This window comes from Streptomyces sp. KMM 9044 (assembly GCF_024701375.2).
Classification (GTDB): domain Bacteria; phylum Actinomycetota; class Actinomycetes; order Streptomycetales; family Streptomycetaceae; genus Streptomyces.
Window position 1 is genome coordinate 6,443,472 of the sequence record NZ_CP113910.1, and the last position, 24,227, is coordinate 6,467,698.

A 24,227-nucleotide genomic window follows, 5' to 3' on the forward strand; every position below is an offset into this window, starting at 1 on the left:
ACGGAAGCGAGGTACTGACGTGACAGGCTGGCAGTTCTGGGTCGACCGAGGCGGCACCTTCACCGACATCGTCGCCCGCCGCCCCGACGGGCGGCTCCTCACCCGCAAACTGCTGTCGGACAACCCGGCCCTCGACCGGCCCGAACCTCCTCCCGGCGAGGCGGAACCCGCCGCCGACGCGGCGGTCACGGGCGTCCGCGAACTGCTGGCCGGCTCCCGCGATCCCGTCGAGTCCGTGCGCATGGGAACCACGGTCGCCACCAACGCCCTCCTGGAGCGTACGGGCGAACGCACCCTCCTGGTCATCACCCGCGGCTTCCGCGACGCTCTGCGCATCGCCTACCAGAACCGCCCCGACATCTTCGCCCGCCGCATCGAACTGCCCGAGCTCCTGTACGAACGGGTGGTCGAAGTGGACGAACGCGTCGCCGCTGACGGCACCGTCCTGCGCGCCCCCGACCTCGACGCCCTCGGCGGCCCGCTGCAGCGGGCCCACGACGACGGCATCCGTGCCGTTGCCGTGGTCTGCATGCACAGCCACCTCCACCCTGCCCACGAAAAGGCGGTCGGGAAACTCGCCGCCCGCATCGGCTTCCCGCAGATCTCGCTGTCCAGCGAGGTCAGCCCGCTGATGCGACTCGTCCCGCGCGGGGACACGGCCGTCGTCGACGCCTACCTCTCGCCCGTGCTGCGCCGCTATGTCCGGCAGGTGGCCGGCGCACTCGACGGCGTACGGCTGATGTTCATGCAGTCCAACGGCGGCCTCGCCGAAGCCGCGCAGTTCCGTGGCAAGGACGCTGTCCTGTCCGGGCCGGCCGGCGGCATCGTCGGGATGGCCCGCATGTCGCAGCTCGCCGGCTTCGACCGGGTCATCGGCTTCGACATGGGCGGCACCTCCACCGACGTCTCCCACTTCGCAGGGGACTACGAACGCGTTTTCACCACCCGGATCTCCGGTGTCCGGCTGCGCGCGCCCATGCTGGACATCCACACCGTCGCCGCCGGCGGCGGCTCGGTCCTCCACTTCGACGGCTCCCGCTACCGTGTGGGACCGAACTCGGCCGGCGCCGACCCCGGCCCCGCCTGTTACCGGGCCGGCGGACCGCTCACCGTCACCGACGCCAACGTCATGCTCGGACGTATCCAGCCCGCCCACTTCCCCGCGGTGTTCGGCCCGGACGGCGACCAGCGCATCGACGCCGGACTCATCCGCGACCGCTTCACCACCCTCGCGCGTGAGATCCGCGAACAGACCGGCGACGACCGAACCCCGGAGCAGGTCGCCGAGGGCTACCTGCGGATCGCCATCGCCAACATCGCCGCCGCGGTGAAGCGGATCTCCGTCCAGAAGGGCCACGACATCACCCGTTACGCCCTCACCACCTTCGGTGGTGCGGGCGGGCAGCACGCGTGCAGGGTCGCCGACTCCCTCGGCATCCGTACCGTCCTCGTGCCGCCCATGGCGGGGGTCCTCTCGGCACTCGGTATGGGCCTCGCCGACACCACGGCCATGCGCGAACACTCCGCCGAGGCACCCCTGGAGCCCGCCGAGATGCCCGGCATCCACCGGATCGCCGACGATCTGGAAGAGGCGGCCCGCGCCGAACTCCTTGCCGAGGACGTCCCCGGGGACCGGATCGAGGTCACACGGCGCGCCCAGCTCCGCTACGACGGCACCGACACCACCCTCACGGTCGAACTGACCGACCCCACCGCCATGCGCCGCGCCTTCGAAGAACGTCATCGCGCCACCTACTCCTTCACGCTCGACCGCCCGATCGTCGTCGAAGCCCTCTCCGTCGAAGCCACCGGCATCACCGAACCCCCCGATCTCTCCGCCCTCGCCCCTTACGAAGGCAGCCCCGCCGCTCCACGCCCCGTCCGCCTCCACACCGGCGGTACCTGGCGCGACGTCCTCCTCCACCGTCGTGAGGACCTTCCCCCCGGCGAGGCGGTCGCCGGCCCGGCGATCATCACCGAGGCAGGCGCCACGACCGTCGTCGACGAAGGCTGGCGAGCCGCTCCGAACCAGGACGGGCATCTGATCATGGAACGCGTCGCGATTACACAGGGTTCCGATCCCGACGCGGAGCCGGACAGGGGATCCGGCCCGGAAGCCGACCCAGTGATGCTTGAGGTCTTCAACAACCTCTTCATGTCCATCGCCGAACAGATGGGCGCCCGCCTCGAGTCCACCGCCCAGTCCGTCAACATCAAGGAGCGCCTGGACTTCTCCTGCGCCCTCTTCGACCCGGACGGAAACCTGGTGGCCAACGCCCCCCACATCCCCGTCCACCTGGGCTCGATGGGCACCGGCGTCAAGGAGGTCATCCGGCGGCGCGGCTCCACCATGTGCCCAGGTGACACCTACGCCGTGAACGACCCGTACCACGGCGGTACCCATCTCCCCGACGTCACCGTGATCACCCCGGTCTTCGGCACCGGGCCCGCCGGCACCACGCAGGGTGACAGAAAGGTTCTCTTCCACGTCGCCTCTCGTGGCCACCACGCCGAGATCGGCGGCATCGCCCCGGGGTCCATGCCCGCCGACAGCCGCAGCATCGACGAGGAAGGCATCCTCTTCGACAACTGGCTGCTCGCCGAGAACGGCCGGTTCCGCGAAAAGGAGACCCTCCTCCTCCTGACCGACGCCCGGTACCCCTCCCGTGACCCGCAGACCAACCTCGCCGACCTGCGCGCCCAGATCGCCGCCAACCAGAAGGGCGTCGACGAGGTCGGCCGGATGATCGAGAACTTCGGCCTCGGCGTGGTCCAGGCGTACATGCGGCACGTCCAGGACCATGCCGAGGACTCGGTACGCCGCGTGATCGACGCCCTCGAGGACGGCGAGTACTCCTACGAGACCGACTCCGGCGCCGTCATCCGTGTGAGCGTACGGGTGGACCGCGCGGATCGCTCCGCCACCATCGACTTCACGGGTACCACAGGGCAGTTGCCCACCAACTTCAACGCGCCCTTCTCGGTTGTCAACGCGGCAGTCCTGTACGTCTTCCGTACCCTGGTCGGCGACGACATTCCGCTCAACGACGGATGCCTGCGGCCGCTGCGGGTCATCGTGCCGCCCGGCTCCATGCTGGCGCCCCGGTCACCCGCCGCCGTCGTCGCGGGCAACGTGGAGACCTCCCAGAGCATCACCGGCGCCCTCTACGCGGCGCTCGGCGTCCAGGCCGAGGGCTCCGGCACCATGAACAACGTCACCTTCGGCAACGCCCGTCATCAGTACTACGAGACCGTCGCCTCCGGCTCGGGCGCGGGGGACGGCTTTCCCGGAGCGCCCGTCGTGCAGACCCACATGACCAACTCGCGCCTCACCGACCCCGAGGTCCTGGAGTGGCGACTGCCCGTCCGTGTCGACGCGTTCGCCGTACGCGAGGGCAGCGGCGGAGCAGGCCGGTGGCACGGCGGGGACGGCGCGGTCCGCCGCATCCGGTTCCTGGAACCCATGACCGTTTCCACGCTGTCCCAGCACCGCAGGATCCCTCCGTACGGTATGGCGGGCGGCGTGCCCGGGGCGCTCGGCGCCAACCGGATCGACCGGGCGGACGGTGGCGTCACCACACTCGACGGCAGCGATTCGGCGGACGTCCGCCCCGGCGACGTCCTCGTCATCGAAACCCCCGGCGGTGGCGGCTACGGTCCACCGCAGGACCTTCACCCAGCAGGAGAAAAGTACGATGATCTTCGGGCGTTCTGAGCGCGGCAAGCCCCCGGTCGAGCCCGTCACGCTCAAGATCCTGGTGGCCGGCGGCTTCGGCGTGGGCAAGACCACGCTCGTCGGCGCGGTCAGTGAGATCAGGCCGCTGCGCACCGAGGAACTGCTCACCGAAGCAGGGCGTCCGGTCGACGACCTCAGCGGGGTGGAGGCCAAGAACACCACCACGGTGGCCATGGACTTCGGCCGCATCACGCTCCGCGAGGATCTGGTGCTGTACCTTTTCGGCACGCCCGGTCAGGAGCGGTTCTGGTTCATGTGGGACGAGCTCGCCGAGGGCGCCCTCGGTGCTGTCGTCCTCGCCGACACCCGGCGGCTGGAGGACTGCTTCGCGGCCGTCGACTACTTCGAGCGGCGCTCCATACCGTTCCTCGTCGGCGTCAACTGCTTCGAGGGAGCTGCGCTTCACCCGGCCGAGGACGTCCGCCGAGCGCTCGATCTCGACCCGGACGTACCGCTCCTGATGGGCGACGCCCGGGACCGCGAGTCGGTCAAGAGCGTCCTCGTCGGCGTCGTCCAGCACGCCATGGCACAGGCGGCGCAGCGCCGCCAGGCCGTCACCATCTGAACCGGAGGAGGTCCGGCCGGACCTCGCCCCGCGGGTGCCGTGGCCCTCTCCGCATCACGCGGGGCCGGACGCTTCCCTGATTCAGGAGGATGACCGTGTCGTAGCTGTGCGCCAGGTCCTCGGTCTGATGCGTGGAGACCACGAAGCTCGCCCGGTCCTTGAGATCGTCGAGAAGCGCGCGGAAGACCCTCCGCTGCGTCGGGTCAAGACCAGCAGTTGGTTCGTCCATCAGTACCACCTGGGCCGAATGCACGAGCGTCTGGGCGATACCCAGGCGCCGCAGCTGGCCTCCTGACAGCTGGGCGGCGGAGCGTTCGGCCAGTTCCCCCAGACCCACCTGCTTGATCGCTTCCCAAGACCTGTCCCAGGCGTTCCGCCTCGACAGGCCCTTCAACCAGCCGGCATACGCGGCCTGCTCCCTGACCCGCAGCCCTGGAACGGGAGTCACCTGCTGCGGCAGCCAGCCGACCTGCTGCCGGTACTGCTTCAGATCACCCCGCTTGCGGGTGTCGAGGTCGCCGAGCGTCATGCTGCCCGCCCGGGGTCTGCGTGCGGATGCCAGTAATGACAGCAGCGTCGACTTCCCGGCGCCGTTCGGCCCGAGGAGCACAGCGCATCCTGACGGCAGATCGAGCATCAGGTCTTCGAGGACGAGATCCCGGCGCCGGTATCCGAAGGAACAGCGCGAGATATGGATGGTCATTCCGGCCTTCTGTCAACTTCCGTGGGAGGCGGCCCCCGGAAGAACCGGGGCCGCCAACGGGTCCGATGCTGTCAGTAGCGGGTGACGACACTACCGACGCTGAGCCTGGTGGAGCCTACGTAGATGAAGCAGAAGTCTCCGCTGGTCTGAATCTCGCCCCAGGACACCGTGTTGCAGCTGTTGCTCCTCTGGCCGTGGCCCACGTCCGGAAGCAAGTCTCCGACCCGGTGAGGTGCCCCGGAGTTTCCGGACAGGGACCCAATGAACCCTTCTCGGTAACGTCTCGTGACGGTTTGTGATCTTCGTTCAGGTGGTGCGGCCGTGTTCCATCTGGAGCAGGACGAGGGCGGCTCGGGCGATCCGGGTGATGCTGCCAGGGTCGAGGCTGACCCGGCGCAGAGCCTTGAACGTGACTTTGAGCAGGGCATTGACTCTGTTGCTCAATTGCGGAGAGTGACGCCGACCTGTCGACGGGGCGCGTGGAACGGGCCTCGCGAGGAGGCGGTCCGGCCCCTCTCGGATGCGGTGCGTGACCATCCCCCGAATTGAGCAGCAGAGTCGGCATTGACTCTGCTGCGCAATTACCCGGCGTGATGACGCCGTGCCGATACGGCCTTCAGAGCGCGTCGCAGATGCAGGCAGGCCGGGCGCGGCCGAGCCCTGAAAGCATGGCACGTGATCGCTCGCCGAATTGAGCAGCAGAGTCGGCATTCGCGCGCTCGGCGACGCCGTGGATGCCACGGATCACCTTGTTGAACGTCTGCTGTTCGAGGTCGAGTTCGCCGCCCTGCGGCTTCTTGGCCGGGTGGCGGAAGCCGTCGCCGGCGTTCTCGTAGCCGAGATCGGTCAGAGTCGGGATGTCCAGAGTGGCGGCGAGCCGGTTCAGCGCGCCGATCAGGTTGTGGGTGCGCGCGCAGGTGGTGTCGTGCTCGCGGCCGGGGCGGACCGGGGACACCCAGAGCGGCCAGCCGTCCGGGGCGGAGATGACCTGCACATTCCCGCCATGATGCTTGTGCTTCCCGGACCACCAGAGATCTGCCCCGTTGGGACCGGGGGCGGCGACGCGGTCGGTGCGGATGACAGTGCCGTCCAGGTTGAGGTGGGTGTACCCGGCGGCCGCCGCCCGCTCCAGTGCGGTGGCCAGGTCCGGGGCGTGGTCGGCGAGCACGGTCAGCCCCTCGTGGAGATAGCGGTAGGCGGTCGGCACCGAGATCCGGCTGTCCCGGGCGAGTTGGGCCAGCCGGGTTCCGTCGACGAACCACCGCAGGACGAGGATCCCCTGCTTGAAGACGCCCAGGGCGCGGGTGTTCTTGCGGGTGCCGAGCCGGTCGCGGTGCTCGCGCAGGAGCCGGGCCAGGGTCTCGGCGGTCTCCCTGCCGACATCGAGCACGGCGGTGTAGGTGATACTGGTCAACGTGTGAAGCCTCTGGCCGTACGGAACTTGATTTTCGCAGACCTGTTCCTACCAGGGGCTTCACCCATATCTGACAGCGGGGCACTCGACGCGGTCCGGCTCACCCCGCACGCGGTCACGCACCGCAACCGTCACGTTGCCGAGAAGACCTCACTGTCCGGAAAACGCGAGGCCCCTCACCGGCCACCGCTGAACGCCCCCCGGACACCCCCAGGAGACGCCTCCACCCCGATCGGCTACAGTCCGCGCGTGCCCACAACCCAGACCCCCGGCCCTGACCCCGTGCCGGACTCCCACTGTTCGAGCTGCGGAACGTCCTTCGGCGGGGGCGTCCTGGGCTGGCCCCGCACCTGCCCGGCATGCGGCACCGCCGCCTATCGCAACCCGCTGCCGGTAGCGGTCGCCCTCCAGCCCGTGTACGACCCGAAGGGCACCGCCCTCGTCGTCATCACCCGGACCATCGCCCCCGCGCGCGGAGGAACGGCCCTGCCCGGCGGCTACATCGACGACCGGGAGGACTGGCGCCAGGCCGTCGTCCGCGAACTCCAGGAGGAGACCGGCATCGACGCGGCGAGCCGGGACGTGCGGCTTGCCGACGCCATGAGCTCGCCCGACGGACACCTGCTGCTGTTCGGGCTGCTCCCGGAACGTCCCGCGGAAGGGCTGCCACCGTCGGACGCCACGGACGAGACGGAGGGCTGGCACCTGCTGCGGCGCGCGGAGGAACTCGCCTTCCCGCTGCACACGCGTGCCGTGCGGGCTTGGTTCGAGGGCCGGTACATCTGACGCGACGCGGCACCTCGGCCTCGCCGGCCGCAGGCCCTGCCGGGGCGGGCCGCGCCCCGCCCGCTCAGCCGGGCCCGAGCCCGCGGACGCGCACCGGATGGGGGAGGCCGCAGGTGCCGTCCCCGCCCTCCCGCTCGACGACGATTCGGGAGCCCGCCCAGCGGGTGGTGTACCGCTCGAGGTCCGGCTCCTCCCAGCCGTCGCCGGCGTCCGCTACGACCGCTCCGCCGCCGACCCGCCCTCTGACGGGTGCCCACACCTCCAGTTCCAGCCCGCCGTCCTCCCCGCGCACGGGAATGACGGCGCCCGCGCGGGCGAACACCGGAACGCGGTCCAGGGGCGCGTCGACCACCACCTGGGCAGGCCCGTCGAACACCCGGCCCGTCGCCGTCTCGTACCAGCGGCCGCCGGGCAGCCGCACCGTGCGCCGCTCCACGCCCGGATCCAGCACCGGTGCCACCAGCAGGCTGTCGCCCAGCAGGAAGGCATCCTCGCAGTCGCGCAACCCCCGCTCCTCCGGCGCCGACCACCACAACGGCCGCACATAGGGAGCCCCGGTGCGCCGGGCCAGATGTGCCAGAGTCACGAAGTACGGTTGCAGCCGCCGACGCTCGACGAGAGCCGCGTGCGTGTGTGCCAGCACCTCGGTACCGGACTCCCACGGTTCCCTGTGTCCCGTCCCCGTCCCCGCGAGGGTGCGGAACAGCGGCAGATGCGCGCCCAACTGGAGCCACCGCAGATACAGCTCGGGAGACGGATCCCTGCCGGTCCCGCCGACGTCCGGCCCCACGTACGGGACTCCGCACAGCCCGAGCCCCAGCACCAGGGCCAGCGAGGCCCGCAGCCCGGGCCAGCCCGGGGCCACTCCCCCCGACAGGATCCCGCCGTAGCGCTGCATGCCGGCCCAGCCCGAGCGCGAGAACAGGAACGGCCGCTCCTCGGGCAGCAACGCCCGCAGTCCCTCGTGAGCCGACCTGGCCATACACAGTGCGTACACGTTGTGCGCCTCGCGATGATCACCGTCCCGACCGTCCAGGGCGTGACGGGCCGAGCGGGGGAGCGTCGGCTCCCCGAACGCGGTGAACGACGTCGGCTCGTTCATGTCGTGCCAGAAACCCGCGAACCCCTGCTTCAGCCGCTCCGCATACAGATCGCCCCACCACGCGCGCACGGGCGGGTGGGTGAAGTCGGGGAAGACCACGTCCCCGGGCCAGGACACACCCTGGACGACATCTCCCGACGCGTCGCGCACGAACGCGTCCCGGGCCGTCCCCGCGTCGTACACGGCATGGCCGCTCCCGGCGGGGACCGCAGGACCGACGACCGACACCAGTCGGATCCCGTCCTGCCGCAGCTCGTCGGCCAGGGCCGGCAGCTTGGGGAAACGCTCCTGGTCCACGGTGAACGCCCGGTGGGCGTCGTGGTGGCCGCTGCCGAGGTGGAGGGCGTCGAGCGGCAGCCCGTGCTCCTGATAGCCGGCGACGGTCCGCCGCACCTCCCGCTCACCGCCGTCGCCCCACCGCGCGTGATGATGTCCGAGGGCCCATGCGGGCGGCAGCGCGGGCGCACCGGTCAGTGACGCCCAGGCGAGCAGCACCCGCGCGGGAGTGCCCACCATCACCCAGCAGCGCAACGGTCCCCCGTCCATCCGCAGCTCGCAGGTCCCCGCCCGGTCGTGCCCGGAGCCGGCACCCTCCGCCCCCTCCCGCAGCGTGACGGTGCCGTCCCACGAACTGTCGTGGAACGCGAGATGCGTGCCCGCGTCGGCCACCACCAACTGCACCGGCATCGTGACGGGCGGCGGAGCGTCGCCCGGCCCGACACCGCGGCCGGGCCCCGTGTTCCACAGTCGGTAGGTACCGTCCCGCAGCCACGGCCCCGACACCCGTCCGCCGAGTCCGAAGAACCGGGCGTCGGCACGTACCTCGGACCGCTGCATCCAGCGTGCCGGGCCTCCTGCCACCGGCTCCCACCACCGCGGCGGCAGCTCCCGGCGCAGCACCACGCCCCCCGGAGTGAGTACCTCCACCGCGCCGTGCCTCGAGACGGCGACCGTCACCCGCTCGGCGACCACCCGCCAGCCGCCGTCGGTGTCCGGTTCCAGCACCGCTCGCGGATCCGGGTCGGGACAGCGCCCGGCCAGCGCGTACGACGGCTCCGGAGCCGCCCCGTCCCAGCCCCAGAAGACGGCCCCGTTCACGGCGACGCGGATCCGCAGCTCGGAACGGCCGAACCGGACGACACCCCCTCCGGGCCCGGGGTCCACCTCCCGCACAGGCCCGGGAGTGCGCGCGCGCTCCGCGCCGCGGGGCGGCAGCCCAATGGCGTCGGCCCGCTGCCTGCGCCACGCTGCCCGTACGGTACGCAAACCCTGTGCCGTCCCCACCGGGCCGACCGATCTCACCGAACGCAGCAGGTCACGACCGTCCATGGTGCTCACCCTGCCACTGCCGGCACCTCGCAGGCGTGTCGTTCAACTGCCGTTCACCCATGATCGGACCACATCTTCACGACCGGGACCATGTGGGCCGTGCCCTGGTACGGAAGACGATCACGTGGCATCGTCCCTGTCAGCCGCGTCACGCGCACACCCCAGCCCGTGCGCGCAGGACGCACACGACGCGCACAGTCCGGGAGCCGCCCATGTCGACCGTGAACCTCCAGCCGCTCTGGCAGCCAGATCCGGAACGCATCGCCCGTGCCCGGATCACCCACTTCCGCACATGGGCGGCCGAGCACCACGGCGCCCCTGCCGAGGGCGGCTACACGGAACTGCACCGCTGGTCCGTGGACGAGCCGGAAACCTTCTGGAAGGCCGTGACGGAGTGGTTCGACGTCCGCTTCTCGACCCCCTACGCACGCGTGCTGGGCGACCGCTCGATGCCCGGCGCCCAGTGGTTTCCCGGTGCCACCCTCAACTACGCCGAACACGCACTCCGCGCGGCCTCGACCCGCGCGGAAGAGCCGGCGCTCCTCCATGTCGACGAGACCCACGACCCGAGGCCCGTCACCTGGGCCGAGCTGCGCCGCCGGGTCGGCTCCCTCGCAGTCCGACTGCGTGCCCTCGGCGTACGTCCCGGCGACCGCGTCAGCGGCTACCTGCCCAACATCCCGCAGGCCGTCGTCGCCTTCCTGGCCACCGCGGCCGTGGGCGGAGTGTGGACCTCCTGTGCGCCCGACTTCGGTGCCCGTAGCGTGCTCGACCGTTTCCAGCAGGTCGAACCGGTCGTCCTGTTCACCGTCGACGGCTACCGCTACGGGGGCAAGGAGCACGACCGCCGTGACGTCGTCGCCGAACTGCGCCGAGAACTGCCCACCCTGCGCGCCGTGGTGCACATCCCCCTGCTCGGCACGGATGCCCCCGACGGTACGCTCGACTGGCAGGCCCTGACCTCAGCGGACACCGAACCGGTCTTCGAGCAGGTGCCCTTCGAACACCCTCTCTGGGTGCTCTACTCCTCCGGCACCACCGGGCTGCCGAAGGCGATCGTCCAGTCCCAGGGCGGCATTCTGGTCGAACACCTCAAGCAGCTCGGACTCCACTGCGACCTGGGCCCCGAGGACCGCTTCTTCTGGTACACGTCGACCGGCTGGATGATGTGGAACTTCCTCGTCTCCGGCCTGCTCACCGGAACGACGATCGTCCTGTACGACGGCAGTCCTGGCTACCCGGACACGGGTGCCCAGTGGCGGATCGCCGAACGCACCGGCGCCACCTTCTACGGCACCTCCGCCGCATACGTCATGGCCTGCCGGAAGGCGGGCGTGCACCCCTCGCGCGGCTTCGACCTCTCGACGGTGCAGTGCGTCGCCACCACCGGCTCCCCCCTGCCGCCCGACGGTTTCCGCTGGCTGCACGACGAGGTGCGTGACGACCTGTGGATCGCCTCCGTCAGCGGCGGTACGGACGTGTGCTCCTGCTTCGCCGGTGCCGTACCCACCCTTCCCGTCCACGTCGGTGAGCTGCAGGCACCCTGCCTCGGCACCGACCTGCAGTCCTGGGACCCGAGCGGCAGATCCCTGACCGACCAGGTCGGCGAGCTCGTTGTCACCAACCCGATGCCGTCCATGCCGATCCACTTCTGGAACGACCCCGACGGCAGCCGCTACCACGACAGCTACTTCGACACCTACCCCGGCGTCTGGCGGCACGGCGACTGGATCACTCTCACCTCCCGGGGTTCCGTCGTCATTCACGGCCGCTCCGACTCCACGCTCAATCGCCAGGGCGTCCGCATGGGGTCGGCGGACATCTACGAGGCCGTCGAGCGCCTTCCCGAGATCAGGGAATCCCTCGTCATCGGCATCGAACAGCCCGACGGCGGTTACTGGATGCCCCTGTTCGTCCACCTGGCACCGGGCGCCGTGCTCGACGAGGACCTGGCGGGCCGCATCCGGCGGACCATCCGCGAGGAACTGTCCCCGCGCCACGTCCCCGACGAGATCATCGAGGTGCCCGGTGTCCCGCACACCCTGACGGGCAAACGCATCGAGGTCCCGGTCAAACGCCTTCTCCAGGGCACACCGCTGGAGAAGGCGGTCAACGTCGGCTCCGTCGACAATCTGGAGCTGCTCACCTTCTACGAGGACCTGGCCCGCAGGCGAGCCTGAACCCACCCCGGCCGCCGGGTCCCGACCGGACGTCGCTGTCAGTGCCCCCGATTACTGTGAGTGAGCATCGATCGACCGTGCAGGGGGAGACATGACGTACACCGACCACCGAACCATGCGACGCGTCCTGCGCCGCGAAATCGCGGGCACCATCGGGCTGCTCACCGACGAACACGACTTCCGCGCCATGCGGCACTACCGGAGCTTCACCTTCGACGACCACCGCACGTACCTCGAGCACGTGGAGGCCCTCCTCAGGGCGCGTGCCCTGCAGGGCAGCCACACCACACTGGCCCTCTTCGACCCCGAGCAGTACGCGGAGTTCTGCGCGCAACGCGACCTCGACCCGGACAGCCACGCCAGCCGCACCCGCTTCACGGCCGAACTCGCGGCCACCGGGCCCACCGTCCCCTACGAGGGACAGCCCCTGACCGACCTCCTGCCCGCCCTCGTCGACGAGGGCGTCCGCCAGGCGACCTGGGAGTACGCGGCCACGCTGCTCGCCCGTCTCGGCGCCTGCCCCTCATGCGAGAAGGACCTGGGAGGCGAGGCCTTCGCCCGCGCCTCCCAGGTGATCGTCCGCATTCTCGAAACGGCAGGCCCTGGAAGCCGGCATCTCGTCTGCAGCGTCGCCGGACCACCCGAGACCCTGGTCGCGGTCCTCCACGCCGACGACAACGGCGGGCGTCTCGAACCGGACGACGCCGAGATCCTCGAATTCACCACGGTGCTGGCCGTCGGCCTCGCCACCGACAGCCCGGGCGGGCTCGTCATGCGGACCACGGCCCCGGACACCCCCGACCGCATTCACGGCTGGCGGTTGCGCGCCCACGGCGTCGAACCCCTCACCGCGGGCGAGGTGTTCGACGCCTACTGCACCGACGTCGAATCGGGAGATCTCATCTCGCCGGAGTCCAACGTCGACTACTGCGAGCCACCCGACCTCGGGGAAGGCCTGAAACCGCACCACCGCCACTGACCCTCCTCGAACGGGGAGCGGGGCCACGGAAAGGGGCGCCCCTCGAACGGAGCGCCCCTCCGTATCGTATTTTCCTGCTTGTCCTGCTACTCGCCCGACAGCACGGCCCGAGCGGCCCTACGGGCCTCCTCGGCGCTGTCCGTCGCACGGGCCGCCGCCGCGGCCCGCTCGCACTGCGCCAGAGTGAACTTCGCCAGCGCCGCCCGCACATAGGGAATGGACGCCGCACCCATGGAGAGGGAGGTGACACCCAGACCGGTCAGCACCGAAGCGAGAAGCGGGTCGGACGCGGCCTCACCGCAGACACCACAGCTCTTGCCCTCGGCCTTCGCGGCCTCCGCCGACAGCGCGACCAGGTCGAGGAGCGCGGGCTGCCACGGATCCTGCAGTCGGGACACCGCACCCACTTGACGGTCCGCGGCGAACGTGTACTGCGCGAGGTCGTTCGTCCCCAGTGACAGGAACTCCACCTCCTGCAGGATCGAGCGTGCGCGCAGCGCGGCCGACGGAATCTCGACCATCGCGCCGAACTTCGCGTGCAGACCCGCCTCACGGCACGCGTCGGCGAAGGCCTTGGCATCCGCGCGGTCCGCCACCATCGGGGCCATCACCTCAAGGTGGACGGGCAGCCCCTCCGAGGCCTTGACCAGAGCCGACAGCTGGGTACGCAGCACCTCGGGGTGGTCGAGCAGCGACCGCAGACCGCGCACGCCCAGTGCCGGGTTCGGCTCATCCGCCGGGGTGAGGAAGTCCAGCGGTTTGTCCGCGCCCGCATCCAGCACCCGCACGACCACACGGCCCTCGGGGAACGCTTCGAGTACCTGCCGGTAGGCCGAGACCTGCTTCTCCTCGGAAGGGGCGTTCTTGCTGTCGTCCAGGAAGAGGAACTCGGTACGGAAGAGACCGACGCCCTCGGCGCCCGCCTCGACCGCGGTCGGCACGTCCGCCGGACCGCCGATGTTCGCCAGCAGCGGCACCTTGTGGCCGTCCGCGGTCGCACCGGGGCCGGTCGACGCGCCCAGCGCCGCCCGGCGCTCGGCCGCTGCGGCTTCGAGCTGCCCCCTCTTCTCCTCGCTCGGGTTCACGAAGATCTCACCGGTGCTGCCGTCGACGGCGATCAGCGTCCCCTCGGCGAGTTCACCGGCCCCAGGCAGGGCCACCACGGCCGGCACACCGAGCGCCCGGGCCAGGATCGCGCTGTGACTGGTGGGTCCCCCTTCCTCGGTCACGAAACCGAGCACCAGGGTCGGGTCCAGCAGCGCCGTGTCCGCCGGTGCGAGGTCACGGGCCACCAGAACGTAGGGCTCGTCGCTGTCCGGGACGCCCGGCATCGGCACGCCGAGCAGCCGGGCGACGATACGGTTCCGCACGTCGTCGAGGTCGGCGACACGGCCCGCCAGGTACTCACCGGCAGTGGCCAGCAGTTCGCGGTACGCGGCGAACGCGTCGTACACCGCACGCTCGGCTGTGCTGCTTTCGGCGATGCGACGTTCCACGTCCGTCATCAGCTCGGGATCCTGGGCCATCATGGCCTGGGCCTCGAGCACCGCCTGAGCTTCCCCGCCCGCCAGGTTGCCGCGCGCCATCAGATCGGCCGCCACCGCCTCCACGGCCTTGCGGGCGCGCCCCTGCTCACGTTCCGTCTCCTCAGTCGGGACCTGCCTGACCGGCGGCTCGAGCACCGCAGTTCCCATGTGCCGAACCTCGCCGATCGCCACACCATGGCTCACACCGACGCCTTGCAGCGTTGTCTCCATCTCACTGTCTCCGCTAGTGCGGCGTTTCCGCCGCCGTGTGGGTTGTCCTGCTGACCGTCGGAAGACGGCACCGGTGTCACTTCCAGAGGAAGAGGCGTTCACCGGCCTTCACCTCGCTGTCGTCGCGCAGTTCGGAGAGGGCCTCCACCATGGCGTCCAGGGCCACGACCGGGCACACCGGGGACTTACCGGAGGCCTCGACCGCGGCAGGGTTCCAGCGCACGATGCCCTGACCGCGGGTCACGGTGTCGCCCTTGTTGACGAGGAGTTCGAAGCCGTCACCGTTGAGCTGCACGGTGTCGATGCCGAGATGGGTGAGCACGCCGTGCCCGCTCTGGTCGACCACGACGAACGCGTGTGGGTGCAGGGAGACGACGACGCCGTCGACGGGTGAGACAGCCGTGGAGGGCTCCCGTACGGGGTCGATCGCCATACCAGGGCCGACCATGGCCCCGGAGAAGACGGGATCGGGCACGGAGTCGAGTCCGATTGCCCGTCCTGTGAGCGGGGACGTCACGGTGGTCATGGGAAGCCTCCCAGGGGCGGAGATTCATAGGGGCCCGTCACTGTCGGTCTCGGACGGCGCGCTGTGATGCAGCGTATGTCACCGGTAGTACCGGTTCCGTGTGAGAGGACCGATTAGAGGTCTAGACCACATCTTCTTGTCGATTTGCACCCGTCGTGCGGCTCCATGTACAGTCGGGCGACCTGCCTGGGGCCGAGCGGCGCGATCTCGTGTCACTGTCCCGCAGTAATCCAACTTGCCGATCCTAGCCCGGGGTCAGCTTCTGCGTGCTCGCAGGGTGGCGGTCAGGGGGCCGGAGAAACACTGGTAGTGTTGGAGACGCAGGACCGAAGGGAAGTGCCCGGAGGAAAGCCCGAGAGGGTGAGTACGAAGGAAGCGTCCGTTCCTTGAGAACTCAACAGCGTGCCAAAAATCAACGCCAGATATGTTGATACCCCGTCCTCGGCCGTTCGGCCGGGACGAGGTTCCTTTGAAGAAAACACAGCGAGGACGCTGTGAACGGTCGGGCCTGTTCCGCTCGACTGTTCCGCTCTCGTGATGTGTCCTTCCCGGTTACGGGAGAGCATTCACGGAGAGTTTGATCCTGGCTCAGGACGAACGCTGGCGGCGTGCTTAACACATGCAAGTCGAACGATGAACCACTTCGGTGGGGATTAGTGGCGAACGGGTGAGTAACACGTGGGCAATCTGCCCTTCACTCTGGGACAAGCCCTGGAAACGGGGTCTAATACCGGATAACACTTCCACTCGCATGGGTGGGGGTTAAAAGCTCCGGCGGTGAGGGATGAGCCCGCGGCCTATCAGCTTGTTGGTGAGGTAATGGCTCACCAAGGCGACGACGGGTAGCCGGCCTGAGAGGGCGACCGGCCACACTGGGACTGAGACACGGCCCAGACTCCTACGGGAGGCAGCAGTGGGGAATATTGCACAATGGGCGAAAGCCTGATGCAGCGACGCCGCGTGAGGGATGACGGCCTTCGGGTTGTAAACCTCTTTCAGCAGGGAAGAAGCGAAAGTGACGGTACCTGCAGAAGAAGCGCCGGCTAACTACGTGCCAGCAGCCGCGGTAATACGTAGGGCGCGAGCGTTGTCCGGAATTATTGGGCGTAAAGAGCTCGTAGGCGGCTTGTCGCGTCGATTGTGAAAGCCCGGGGCTTAACCCCGGGTCTGCAGTCGATACGGGCAGGCTAGAGTGTGGTAGGGGAGATCGGAATTCCTGGTGTAGCGGTGAAATGCGCAGATATCAGGAGGAACACCGGTGGCGAAGGCGGATCTCTGGGCCATTACTGACGCTGAGGAGCGAAAGCGTGGGGAGCGAACAGGATTAGATACCCTGGTAGTCCACGCCGTAAACGGTGGGAACTAGGTGTTGGCGACATTCCACGTCGTCGGTGCCGCAGCTAACGCATTAAGTTCCCCGCCTGGGGAGTACGGCCGCAAGGCTAAAACTCAAAGGAATTGACGGGGGCCCGCACAAGCAGCGGAGCATGTGGCTTAATTCGACGCAACGCGAAGAACCTTACCAAGGCTTGACATACACCGGAAAGCATTAGAGATAGTGCCCCCCTTGTGGTCGGTGTACAGGTGGTGCATGGCTGTCGTCAGCTCGTGTCGTGAGATGTTGGGTTAAGTCCCGCAACGAGCGCAACCCTTGTTCTGTGTTGCCAGCATGCCCTTCGGGGTGATGGGGACTCACAGGAGACCGCCGGGGTCAACTCGGAGGAAGGTGGGGACGACGTCAAGTCATCATGCCCCTTATGTCTTGGGCTGCACACGTGCTACAATGGCCGGTACAATGAGCTGCGATGCCGTGAGGTGGAGCGAATCTCAAAAAGCCGGTCTCAGTTCGGATTGGGGTCTGCAACTCGACCCCATGAAGTCGGAGTTGCTAGTAATCGCAGATCAGCATTGCTGCGGTGAATACGTTCCCGGGCCTTGTACACACCGCCCGTCACGTCACGAAAGTCGGTAACACCCGAAGCCGGTGGCCCAACCCCCTTGTGGGGAGGGAGCTGTCGAAGGTGGGACTGGCGATTGGGACGAAGTCGTAACAAGGTAGCCGTACCGGAAGGTGCGGCTGGATCACCTCCTTTCTAAGGAGCACTTCCAGGCTGCCGGGCTTGCCCGGTGGTCCAGGGCCAGTACACCGGCGCGTGTCCGGTGCTGGTTGCTCATGGGTGGAACGTTGATTAGTCGGCCGGGTTTTCCGGGTCGGGGTGTGTGAGTACTGCTCTGCGGAGTGGGGAAAGCATGATCTTCGGGCGGAGGTCGGCCGGGCACGCTGTTGGGTGTCTGAGGGAATGATCCCTCTGGATGCCGGCCCCAGTGAACTCCGGTTGTTGCCGGGGGTGGTGGGTGGTTGGTCGTTGTTTGAGAACTGCACAGTGGACGCGAGCATCTGTGGCCAAGTTTTTAAGGGCGCACGGTGGATGCCTTGGCACCAGGAACCGATGAAGGACGTGGGAGGCCACGATAGGCCCCGGGGAGTCGTCAACCAGGCTTTGATCCGGGGGTGTCCGAATGGGGAAACCCGGCAGTCGTCATGGGCTGTCACCCATACCTGAACACATAGGGTATGTGGAGGGAACGCGGGGAAGTGAAACATCTCAGTACCCGCAGGAAGAGAAAACAACCGTGATTCCGGGAGTAGTGGCGAGCGAAACCGGATGAGGCTAAACCGTATGTGTGTGAGACCCGGCAGGGGTTGCGCATGCGGGGTTGTGGGATCTCTCTTCTGTTGTCTGCCGGCAACAGGGCGAGTCAGAAACCGTTGATGTAGGCGAAGGACATGCGAAAGGTCCGGCGTAGAGGGTAAGACCCCGTAGTCGAAACGTCAGCGGCTCGTTGGAGAGACACCCAAGTAGCACGGGGCCCGAGAAATCCCGTGTGAATCTGGCGGGACCACCCGCTAAGCCTAAATATTCCCTGGTGACCGATAGCGGATAGTACCGTGAGGGAATGGTGAAAAGTACCGCGGGAGCGGAGTGAAATAGTACCTGAAACCGTGTGCCTACAAGCCGTGGGAGCGTCGCGTCGAGTGCGTGCACTCGGCGTCGTGACTGCGTGCCTTTTGAAGAATGAGCCTGCGAGTTTGCGGTGTGTTGCGAGGTTAACCCGGGTGGGGAAGCCGTAGCGAAAGCGAGTCCGAACAGGGCGTTTCAGTAGCATGCTCAAGACCCGAAGCGGAGTGATCTAGCCATGGGCAGGTTGAAGCGGAGGTAAGACTTCGTGGAGGACCGAACCCACCAGGGTTGAAAACCTGGGGGATGACCTGTGGTTAGGGGTGAAAGGCCAATCAAACTCCGTGATAGCTGGTTCTCCCCGAAATGCATTTAGGTGCAGCGTCGTGTGTTTCTTGCCGGAGGTAGAGCACTGGATAGGCGATGGGCCCTACCGGGTTACTGACCTTAGCCAAACTCCGAATGCCGGTAAGTGAGAGCGCGGCAGTGAGACTGTGGGGGATAAGCTCCATGGTCGAGAGGAAACAGCCCAGAGCATCGACTAAGGCCCCCAAGCGTACGCTAAGTGGGAAAGGATGTGGAGTCGCACAGACAACCAGGAGGTTGGCTTAGAAGCAGCCATCCTTGAAAGAGTGCGTAATAGCTCACTGGTCTAGTGATTCCGCGCCGACAATGTAGCGGGGCTCAAGCGTACCGCCGAAGTCGTGTCATTGCGATATGTGCCCCCAACGGGGATCGTGATGGGTAGGGGAGCGTCGTGTGCCGGGTGAAGCAGCCGCGGAAGCGAGTTGTGGACGGTTCACGAGTGAGAATGCAGGCATGAGTAGCGATACACACGTGAGAAACGTGTGCGCCGATTGACTAAGGGTTCCTGGGTCAAGCTGATCTGCCCAGGGTAAGTCGGGACCTAAGGCGAGGCCGACAGGCGTAGTCGATGGATAACCGGTTGATATTCCGGTACCCGCTGTGAAGCGTCAAACATCGAGCATCGTGATGCTAAGGCCGTGAAGCCGTTCCGGACCCTTCGGGGAAGGGAAAGTGGTGGAGCCGCCGGTCCAAGCGGTCAGTAGGTGAGTGATGGGGTGACGCAGGAAGGTAGTCCAGCCCGGGCGGTGGTTGTCCCGGGGTAAGGGTGTAGGCCGTGCGGTAGGTAAATCCGTCGCACACGGGGCTGAGACCTGATGCCGAGCCGATTGTGGTGAAGTGGATGATCCTATGCTGTCGAGAAAAGCCTCTAGCGAGTTTTATGGCGGCCCGTACCCTAAACCGACTCAGGTGGTCAGGTAGAGAATACCGAGGCGTTCGGGTGAACTATGGTTAAGGAACTCGGCAAAATGCCCCCGTAACTTCGGGAGAAGGGGGGCCATGTCCGGTGATGGGGTTTTCCCTCTGAGCTGGGTGTGGCCGCAGAGACCAGCGAGAAGCGACTGTTTACTAAAAACACAGGTCCGTGCGAAGCCGTAAGGCGATGTATACGGACTGACGCCTGCCCGGTGCTGGAACGTTAAGGGGACCGGTTAGTCATTCTTCGGGGTGGCGAAGCTGAGAACTTAAGCGCCAGTAAACGGCGGTGGTAACTATAACCATCCTAAGGTAGCGAAATTCCTTGTCGGGTAAGTTCCGACCTGCACGAATGGCGTAACGACTTCTCGACTGTCTCAACCATAGGCCCGGTGAAATTGCACTACGAGTAAAGATGCTCGTTTCGCGCAGCAGGACGGAAAGACCCCGGGACCTTTACTACAGTTTGATATTGGTGTTCGGTTCGGCTTGTGTAGGATAGCTGGGAGACTGTGAAGCTGTCACGCCAGTGGTGGTGGAGTCGTCGTTGAAATACCAGTCTGGTCGTGCTGGATGTCTAACCTGGGTCCGTGATCCGGATCAGGGACAGTGTCTGATGGGTAGTTTAACTGGGGCGGTTGCCTCCTAAAGAGTAACGGAGGCGCCCAAAGGTTCCCTCAGCCTGGTTGGTAATCAGGTGTTGAGTGTAAGTGCACAAGGGAGCTTGACTGTGAGACCGACGGGTCGAGCAGGGACGAAAGTCGGGACTAGTGATCCGGCGGTGGCTTGTGGAAGCGCCGTCGCTCAACGGATAAAAGGTACCCCGGGGATAACAGGCTGATCTTCCCCAAGAGTCCATATCGACGGGATGGTTTGGCACCTCGATGTCGGCTCGTCGCATCCTGGGGCTGGAGTCGGTCCCAAGGGTTGGGCTGTTCGCCCATTAAAGCGGTACGCGAGCTGGGTTTAGAACGTCGTGAGACAGTTCGGTCCCTATCCGCTGTGCGCGTAGGAGTCTTGAGAAGGGCTGTCCCTAGTACGAGAGGACCGGGACGGACGAACCTCTGGTGTGCCAGTTGTCCTGCCAAGGGCATGGCTGGTTGGCTACGTTCGGGAGGGATAACCGCTGAAAGCATCTAAGCGGGAAGCCTGCTTCGAGATGAGGACTCCCACCTCCTGGAGAGGGTAAGGCTCCCAGTAGACGACTGGGTTGATAGGCCGGATATGGAAGCACGGCAACGTGTGGAGTTGACCGGTACTAATAGGCCGAGGGCTTGTCCTCAGTTGCTCGCGTCCACTGTGTTGGTTCTGAAACCACGAACGACCCCGTCGTCACCGGTATGCGGTGGTGGGCGGTGCGGTTGTCTGTTTCATAGTGTTTCGGTGGTCATAGCGTAGGGGAAACGCCCGGTTACATTCCGAACCCGGAAGCTAAGCCCTACCGCGCCGATGGTACTGCAGGGGGGACCCTGTGGGAGAGTAGGACGCCGCCGAACTCCTTTTAGAGCTCTGGCTCTTGGGCACGCAGCCCGAGAGCCAGAGCTTTTTTGCTTTGAGGTAAGGTCAGTGAGCATCATCGGCACGTTTCCCACAGGAGGTTCCGGGTGGAGGTCCAGGAGACTCGCGTCCAGACGGACCGTGTCCTCACCATCCCGAACATCCTCAGCATGGCGCGACTTCTCGGTGTACCCCTCTTCCTGTGGCTGATCCTCAGGCCGGAGTTCGGCGGCCCGAAGAGTGACGGCTGGGCGCTCCTGGTGCTCGCCCTGAGCGGTATCACTGATTACCTGGACGGCAAGCTCGCGCGGCGATGGAACCAGATCAGCAACCTCGGCCGGCTTCTGGATCCCGCGGCGGACCGGCTCTACATTCTTTCGACCCTTGTCGGGCTCACCTGGCGCGAGATTCTCCCGCTTTGGTTGACGGCCGTACTGCTGGCCCGTGAGCTGGTTCTGCTGGTGATGGTGGGTGTCCTCCGGCGCCACGGCTACCCGCCGCCGCAGGTGAACTTCCTTGGGAAGGCAGCCACCTTCAACCTGATGTATGCCTTCCCACTGCTCCTGCTCAGTGACGGGAGCGGCTGGATCTCGTCACTCGCTGCTATTTTCGGATGGGCGTTCGCCGGATGGGGTACAACGCTCTATTGGTGGGCAGGAGTCCTCTACGTGGTGCAGGTCCGCCGCCTGGTTCGTGCGGACGCCATGGCCGGTTGACCTCGCTGGGTGGCACGCGCAACGTCGCGCGATGGCCCGCAGTGGAAAAATGCGGGACAATCTCGGCGGGGGAAGTCGGCTATACCGTCATCTCATGAGGAGGACGCTTCCGACATGAAGGCCGTCGTGATGGCCGGGGGCGAGGGCACGCGCCTTCGTCCCATGACCTCAAGCATGCCCAAGCCGCTCCTGCCGGTGGTCAATCAGCCGATCATGGAGCACGTTCTGCGGCTGCTCAAAAGGCATGGGCTCAACGAAACCGTTGTAACCGTCCAGTTCTTGGCTTCGCTCGTCAAGAACTATTTCGGTGACGGCGAAGAGCTCGGAATGGAGCTCACCTATGCCAACGAGGAGAAGCCACTCGGTACCGCAGGAAGCGTCAAGAACGCCGAGGAGGCACTGAAGGACGATGCCTTCCTCGTCATTTCCGGTGACGCGTTGACGGATTTCGATCTCACCGAGCTGATCAATTTCCACAAGGAGAAGGGCGCACTGGTCACGGTCTGTCTGACCCGGGTGCCGAATCCGCTGGAATTCGGTATCACCATCGTGGACGAGGAAGGCAAGGTCGAGCGTTTCCTGGAGAAGCCGACGTGGGGGCAGGTCTTCTCCGACACGGTGAACACCGGCATCTACGTCATGGAGCCCGAGGTCTTCGACTATGTCGAGGCCGACGTGCCCGTCGACTGGTCCGGAGATGTCTTCCCGCAGTTGATGAAGGAAGGCAAGCCCGTCTACGGCTTCATCGCCGAGGGCTACTGGGAGGATGTCGGCACGCACGAGAGCTATGTGAAGGCTCAGGCAGATGTCCTGGAGCGCAAGGTCGACGTCGACATCGACGGCTTCGAGATCTCCCCGGGCGTATGGGTCGCGGAGGGAGCCGAAGTACATCCCGATGCCGTGCTGCGCGGGCCGCTCTACATCGGCGACTATGCCAAGGTCGAAGCCGGCGCCGAGATTCGCGAGCACACGGTCGTGGGGTCCAATGTCGTCGTGAAGAGCGGGGCCTTTCTGCATAGGGCCGTCGTGCACGACAACGTGTACGTCGGGCCGCACAGCAACCTGCGAGGGTGCGTGCTCGGCAGGAACACCGACGTCATGCGCGCGGCAAGGATCGAGGACGGAGCCGTCATCGGCGACGAGTGCCTGATCGGTGAGGAATCGATTGTTCAGGGCAACGTACGGGTGTATCCGTTCAAGACGATCGAGGCGGGCGCGTTCGTCAACACCTCGGTCATCTGGGAGTCCAGAGGACAGGCACACCTCTTCGGTGCCCGTGGGGTGTCGGGAATCCTGAACGTCGAGATCACGCCGGAACTCGCCGTTCGGCTGGCCGGCGCCTACGCGACGACCCTGAAGAAGGGATCGACGGTCACCACTGCCCGGGACCATTCCCGTGGTGCCCGTGCCCTGAAGCGTGCGGTCATCTCCGCGCTGCAGGCCAGCGCCATCGACGTACGGGATCTGGAGAACGTACCGCTGCCCGTGGCCCGGCAGCAGACCGCGCGGGGCAGCGCGGGCGGTATCATGATCCGAACCACCCTCGGGGTGCCGGACTCCGTCGACATCATGTTCTTCGACGGACAGGGTGCCGACCTCTCGCAGGGCAGCCAGCGCAAACTGGACCGGGTGTTCGCGAGGCAGGAGTACCGGCGCGCGTTCCCGGGCGAGATCGGTGATCTGCACTTCCCGGCGAGCGTCTTCGACTCGTACACCGGTTCACTGCTGCGGAACGTCGACATCACGGGAATCGCGGAGTCCGGACTGAAGGTGGTCGTGGACGCGTCGAACGGCAGCGCGGGGCTCGTGCTGCCGAGTCTGCTCGGCAAGCTCGGAGTGGACTCGCTGACCATCAACCCGGGGCTCGACGAGTCCAGGCCCACCGAGACGGCGGATGTCCGGCGGTCGGGGCTGGTGCGGCTCGGCGAGATGGTGGCGTCCTCCGGTGCCGCGTTCGGTGTGCGGTTCGACCCGGTAGGCGAACGGCTCTCCCTTGTCGACGAGAAGGGGAGGATCATCGAGGACGACCGGGCGCTGCTCGTCCTGCTCGACCTCATCGCGGCCGAGCGACGCAGCGGCCGGGTCGCGCTTCCCGTGACCACCACCAGGATCGCCGAGCAGGTGGCGGCCTACCACGGCACCCAGGTGGAATGGACGACCACCTCGCCCGACGACCTCACCCGCGTGGGTGGCGAGGAGGGCACGATCTTCGGCGGTGACGGCAAGGGCGGTTTCATCGTTCCGGAGTTCAGCAGGGTCTACGACGGCACCGCGGCCTTCGTCCGGCTCATCGGTCTGGTGGCGAGGACGCAGCTCACGCTCAGCCAGATCGACGCGCGTATCCCGCGTGCGCACGTGATCAAGCGTGACCTGGCGACCCCGTGGGCGGTCAAGGGGCTGGTGATGCGGCGGGTCGTCGAGGAGGCCGGCGACCGCTTCGTGGACACCACCGACGGTGTGCGGGTGGTGGAGGCCGACGGCCGCTGGGTGATGGTGCTACCCGACCCGGCCGAGGCGGTCACCCATCTGTGGGCCGAGGGCCCCGACGACGCCTCTGCCCAGGCTCTGCTCGACGAGTGGGCATCGGTCGTGGACAGCGCCGGGCGGTAGCCGGAACCGTCGAACGAACGGTACGCGTGCGTGCCGGACAGGCGTCCCCGATGAGGCCTGTCCGGCACGTCGGCAGGCCCGTTCGG

At 66.9% G+C, this 24,227-nt stretch carries 12 protein-coding genes, 3 rRNA genes and 1 pseudogene; 10 read left to right on the forward strand and 6 right to left on the reverse strand.

Annotated features, from left to right (window positions below):
• The first annotated feature begins 19 nt into the window (after positions 1-19).
• Entirely contained in the window at positions 20-3,715 is a 3,696-nt protein-coding gene (locus HUV60_RS29135) for a hydantoinase B/oxoprolinase family protein (protein WP_257851507.1), read from the forward strand.
• Complete coding sequence (locus tag HUV60_RS29140; RefSeq protein WP_257851506.1) at positions 3,696-4,301, forward strand: GTP-binding protein; 606 nt, start codon at positions 3,696-3,698, stop codon at positions 4,299-4,301. Before HUV60_RS29135 ends, HUV60_RS29140 begins: the two co-directional genes overlap by 20 nt.
• On the opposite strand, the gene HUV60_RS29145 is transcribed toward HUV60_RS29140, so the two are convergent.
• The 3 genes and pseudogenes from HUV60_RS29145 to HUV60_RS29155 all read right to left on the reverse strand — a co-directional run bounded on the left by HUV60_RS29145 (position 4,291) and on the right by HUV60_RS29155 (position 6,418).
• Positions 4,291-5,004: an ATP-binding cassette domain-containing protein gene (locus HUV60_RS29145; RefSeq protein ID WP_257851505.1), complete on the reverse strand. Its 714-nt coding sequence runs from the start codon at positions 5,002-5,004 to the stop codon at positions 4,291-4,293. The two genes, HUV60_RS29140 and HUV60_RS29145, sit on opposite strands and share 11 nt — an antisense overlap.
• A 306-nt stretch (positions 5,005-5,310) precedes the next feature.
• Positions 5,311-5,445: pseudogene (locus tag HUV60_RS29150) on the reverse strand (IS5/IS1182 family transposase); the annotation flags it as partial.
• Between the two features lie 175 nt (positions 5,446-5,620).
• A complete protein-coding gene (locus tag HUV60_RS29155; protein WP_443047447.1) occupies positions 5,621-6,418 on the reverse strand; it encodes an HARBI1 family protein in 798 nt (265 codons plus the stop codon).
• Between the two features lie 249 nt (positions 6,419-6,667).
• On the opposite strand from HUV60_RS29155, the gene HUV60_RS29160 reads away from it, so the two are divergent.
• Positions 6,668-7,204 carry an NUDIX domain-containing protein gene (locus HUV60_RS29160; protein ID WP_257851500.1) on the forward strand — a complete coding sequence of 179 codons (537 nt, stop codon included), beginning with the start codon at positions 6,668-6,670 and terminating at the stop codon, positions 7,202-7,204.
• Between the two features lie 64 nt (positions 7,205-7,268).
• Here the strand turns inward: HUV60_RS29160 and HUV60_RS29165 are convergent, their stop codons facing one another.
• Entirely contained in the window at positions 7,269-9,635 is a 2,367-nt protein-coding gene (locus tag HUV60_RS29165; RefSeq protein WP_257851498.1) for a glycoside hydrolase family 31 protein, read from the reverse strand.
• 212 nt (positions 9,636-9,847) lie between these two features.
• Between HUV60_RS29165 and HUV60_RS29170 the strand changes: the two genes are divergently transcribed.
• Both HUV60_RS29170 and HUV60_RS29175 read left to right on the forward strand, forming a co-directional pair.
• Complete coding sequence (locus HUV60_RS29170; protein WP_257851497.1) at positions 9,848-11,815, forward strand: acetoacetate--CoA ligase; 1,968 nt, start codon at positions 9,848-9,850, stop codon at positions 11,813-11,815.
• Positions 11,816-11,906: 91 nt separating this feature from the next.
• Positions 11,907-12,794 carry a hypothetical protein gene (locus HUV60_RS29175; RefSeq protein ID WP_257851495.1) on the forward strand — a complete coding sequence of 296 codons (888 nt, stop codon included), beginning with the start codon at positions 11,907-11,909 and terminating at the stop codon, positions 12,792-12,794.
• Between the two features lie 86 nt (positions 12,795-12,880).
• Here HUV60_RS29175 and ptsP read toward each other — a convergent pair whose 3' ends face one another.
• Positions 12,881-14,551, reverse strand: coding sequence for a phosphoenolpyruvate--protein phosphotransferase (ptsP, locus tag HUV60_RS29180; protein ID WP_257851494.1), 1,671 nt, complete (start codon positions 14,549-14,551; stop codon positions 12,881-12,883).
• Between the two features lie 76 nt (positions 14,552-14,627).
• Complete coding sequence (locus HUV60_RS29185) at positions 14,628-15,077, reverse strand: PTS sugar transporter subunit IIA (RefSeq protein ID WP_257851493.1); 450 nt, start codon at positions 15,075-15,077, stop codon at positions 14,628-14,630.
• A gap of 565 nt (positions 15,078-15,642) precedes the next feature.
• On the opposite strand from HUV60_RS29185, the gene HUV60_RS29190 reads away from it, so the two are divergent.
• The 5 genes from HUV60_RS29190 to HUV60_RS29210 all read left to right on the forward strand — a co-directional run bounded on the left by HUV60_RS29190 (position 15,643) and on the right by HUV60_RS29210 (position 24,141).
• Positions 15,643-17,170 (forward strand): 16S ribosomal RNA (locus tag HUV60_RS29190).
• 309 nt (positions 17,171-17,479) lie between these two features.
• Positions 17,480-20,600, forward strand: a 23S ribosomal RNA gene (locus HUV60_RS29195).
• A 97-nt stretch (positions 20,601-20,697) separates the two neighbouring features.
• A 5S ribosomal RNA gene (gene rrf, locus HUV60_RS29200) occupies positions 20,698-20,814 on the forward strand.
• The 16S, 23S and 5S rRNA genes sit together here, the layout of an rRNA operon.
• Positions 20,815-20,922: 108 nt before the next feature.
• A complete protein-coding gene (pgsA, locus tag HUV60_RS29205; protein ID WP_257851491.1) occupies positions 20,923-21,531 on the forward strand; it encodes a CDP-diacylglycerol--glycerol-3-phosphate 3-phosphatidyltransferase in 609 nt (202 codons plus the stop codon).
• A gap of 114 nt (positions 21,532-21,645) precedes the next feature.
• Entirely contained in the window at positions 21,646-24,141 is a 2,496-nt protein-coding gene (locus HUV60_RS29210) for a mannose-1-phosphate guanyltransferase (RefSeq protein WP_257851793.1), read from the forward strand.
• Positions 24,142-24,227: the final 86 nt, after the last annotated feature.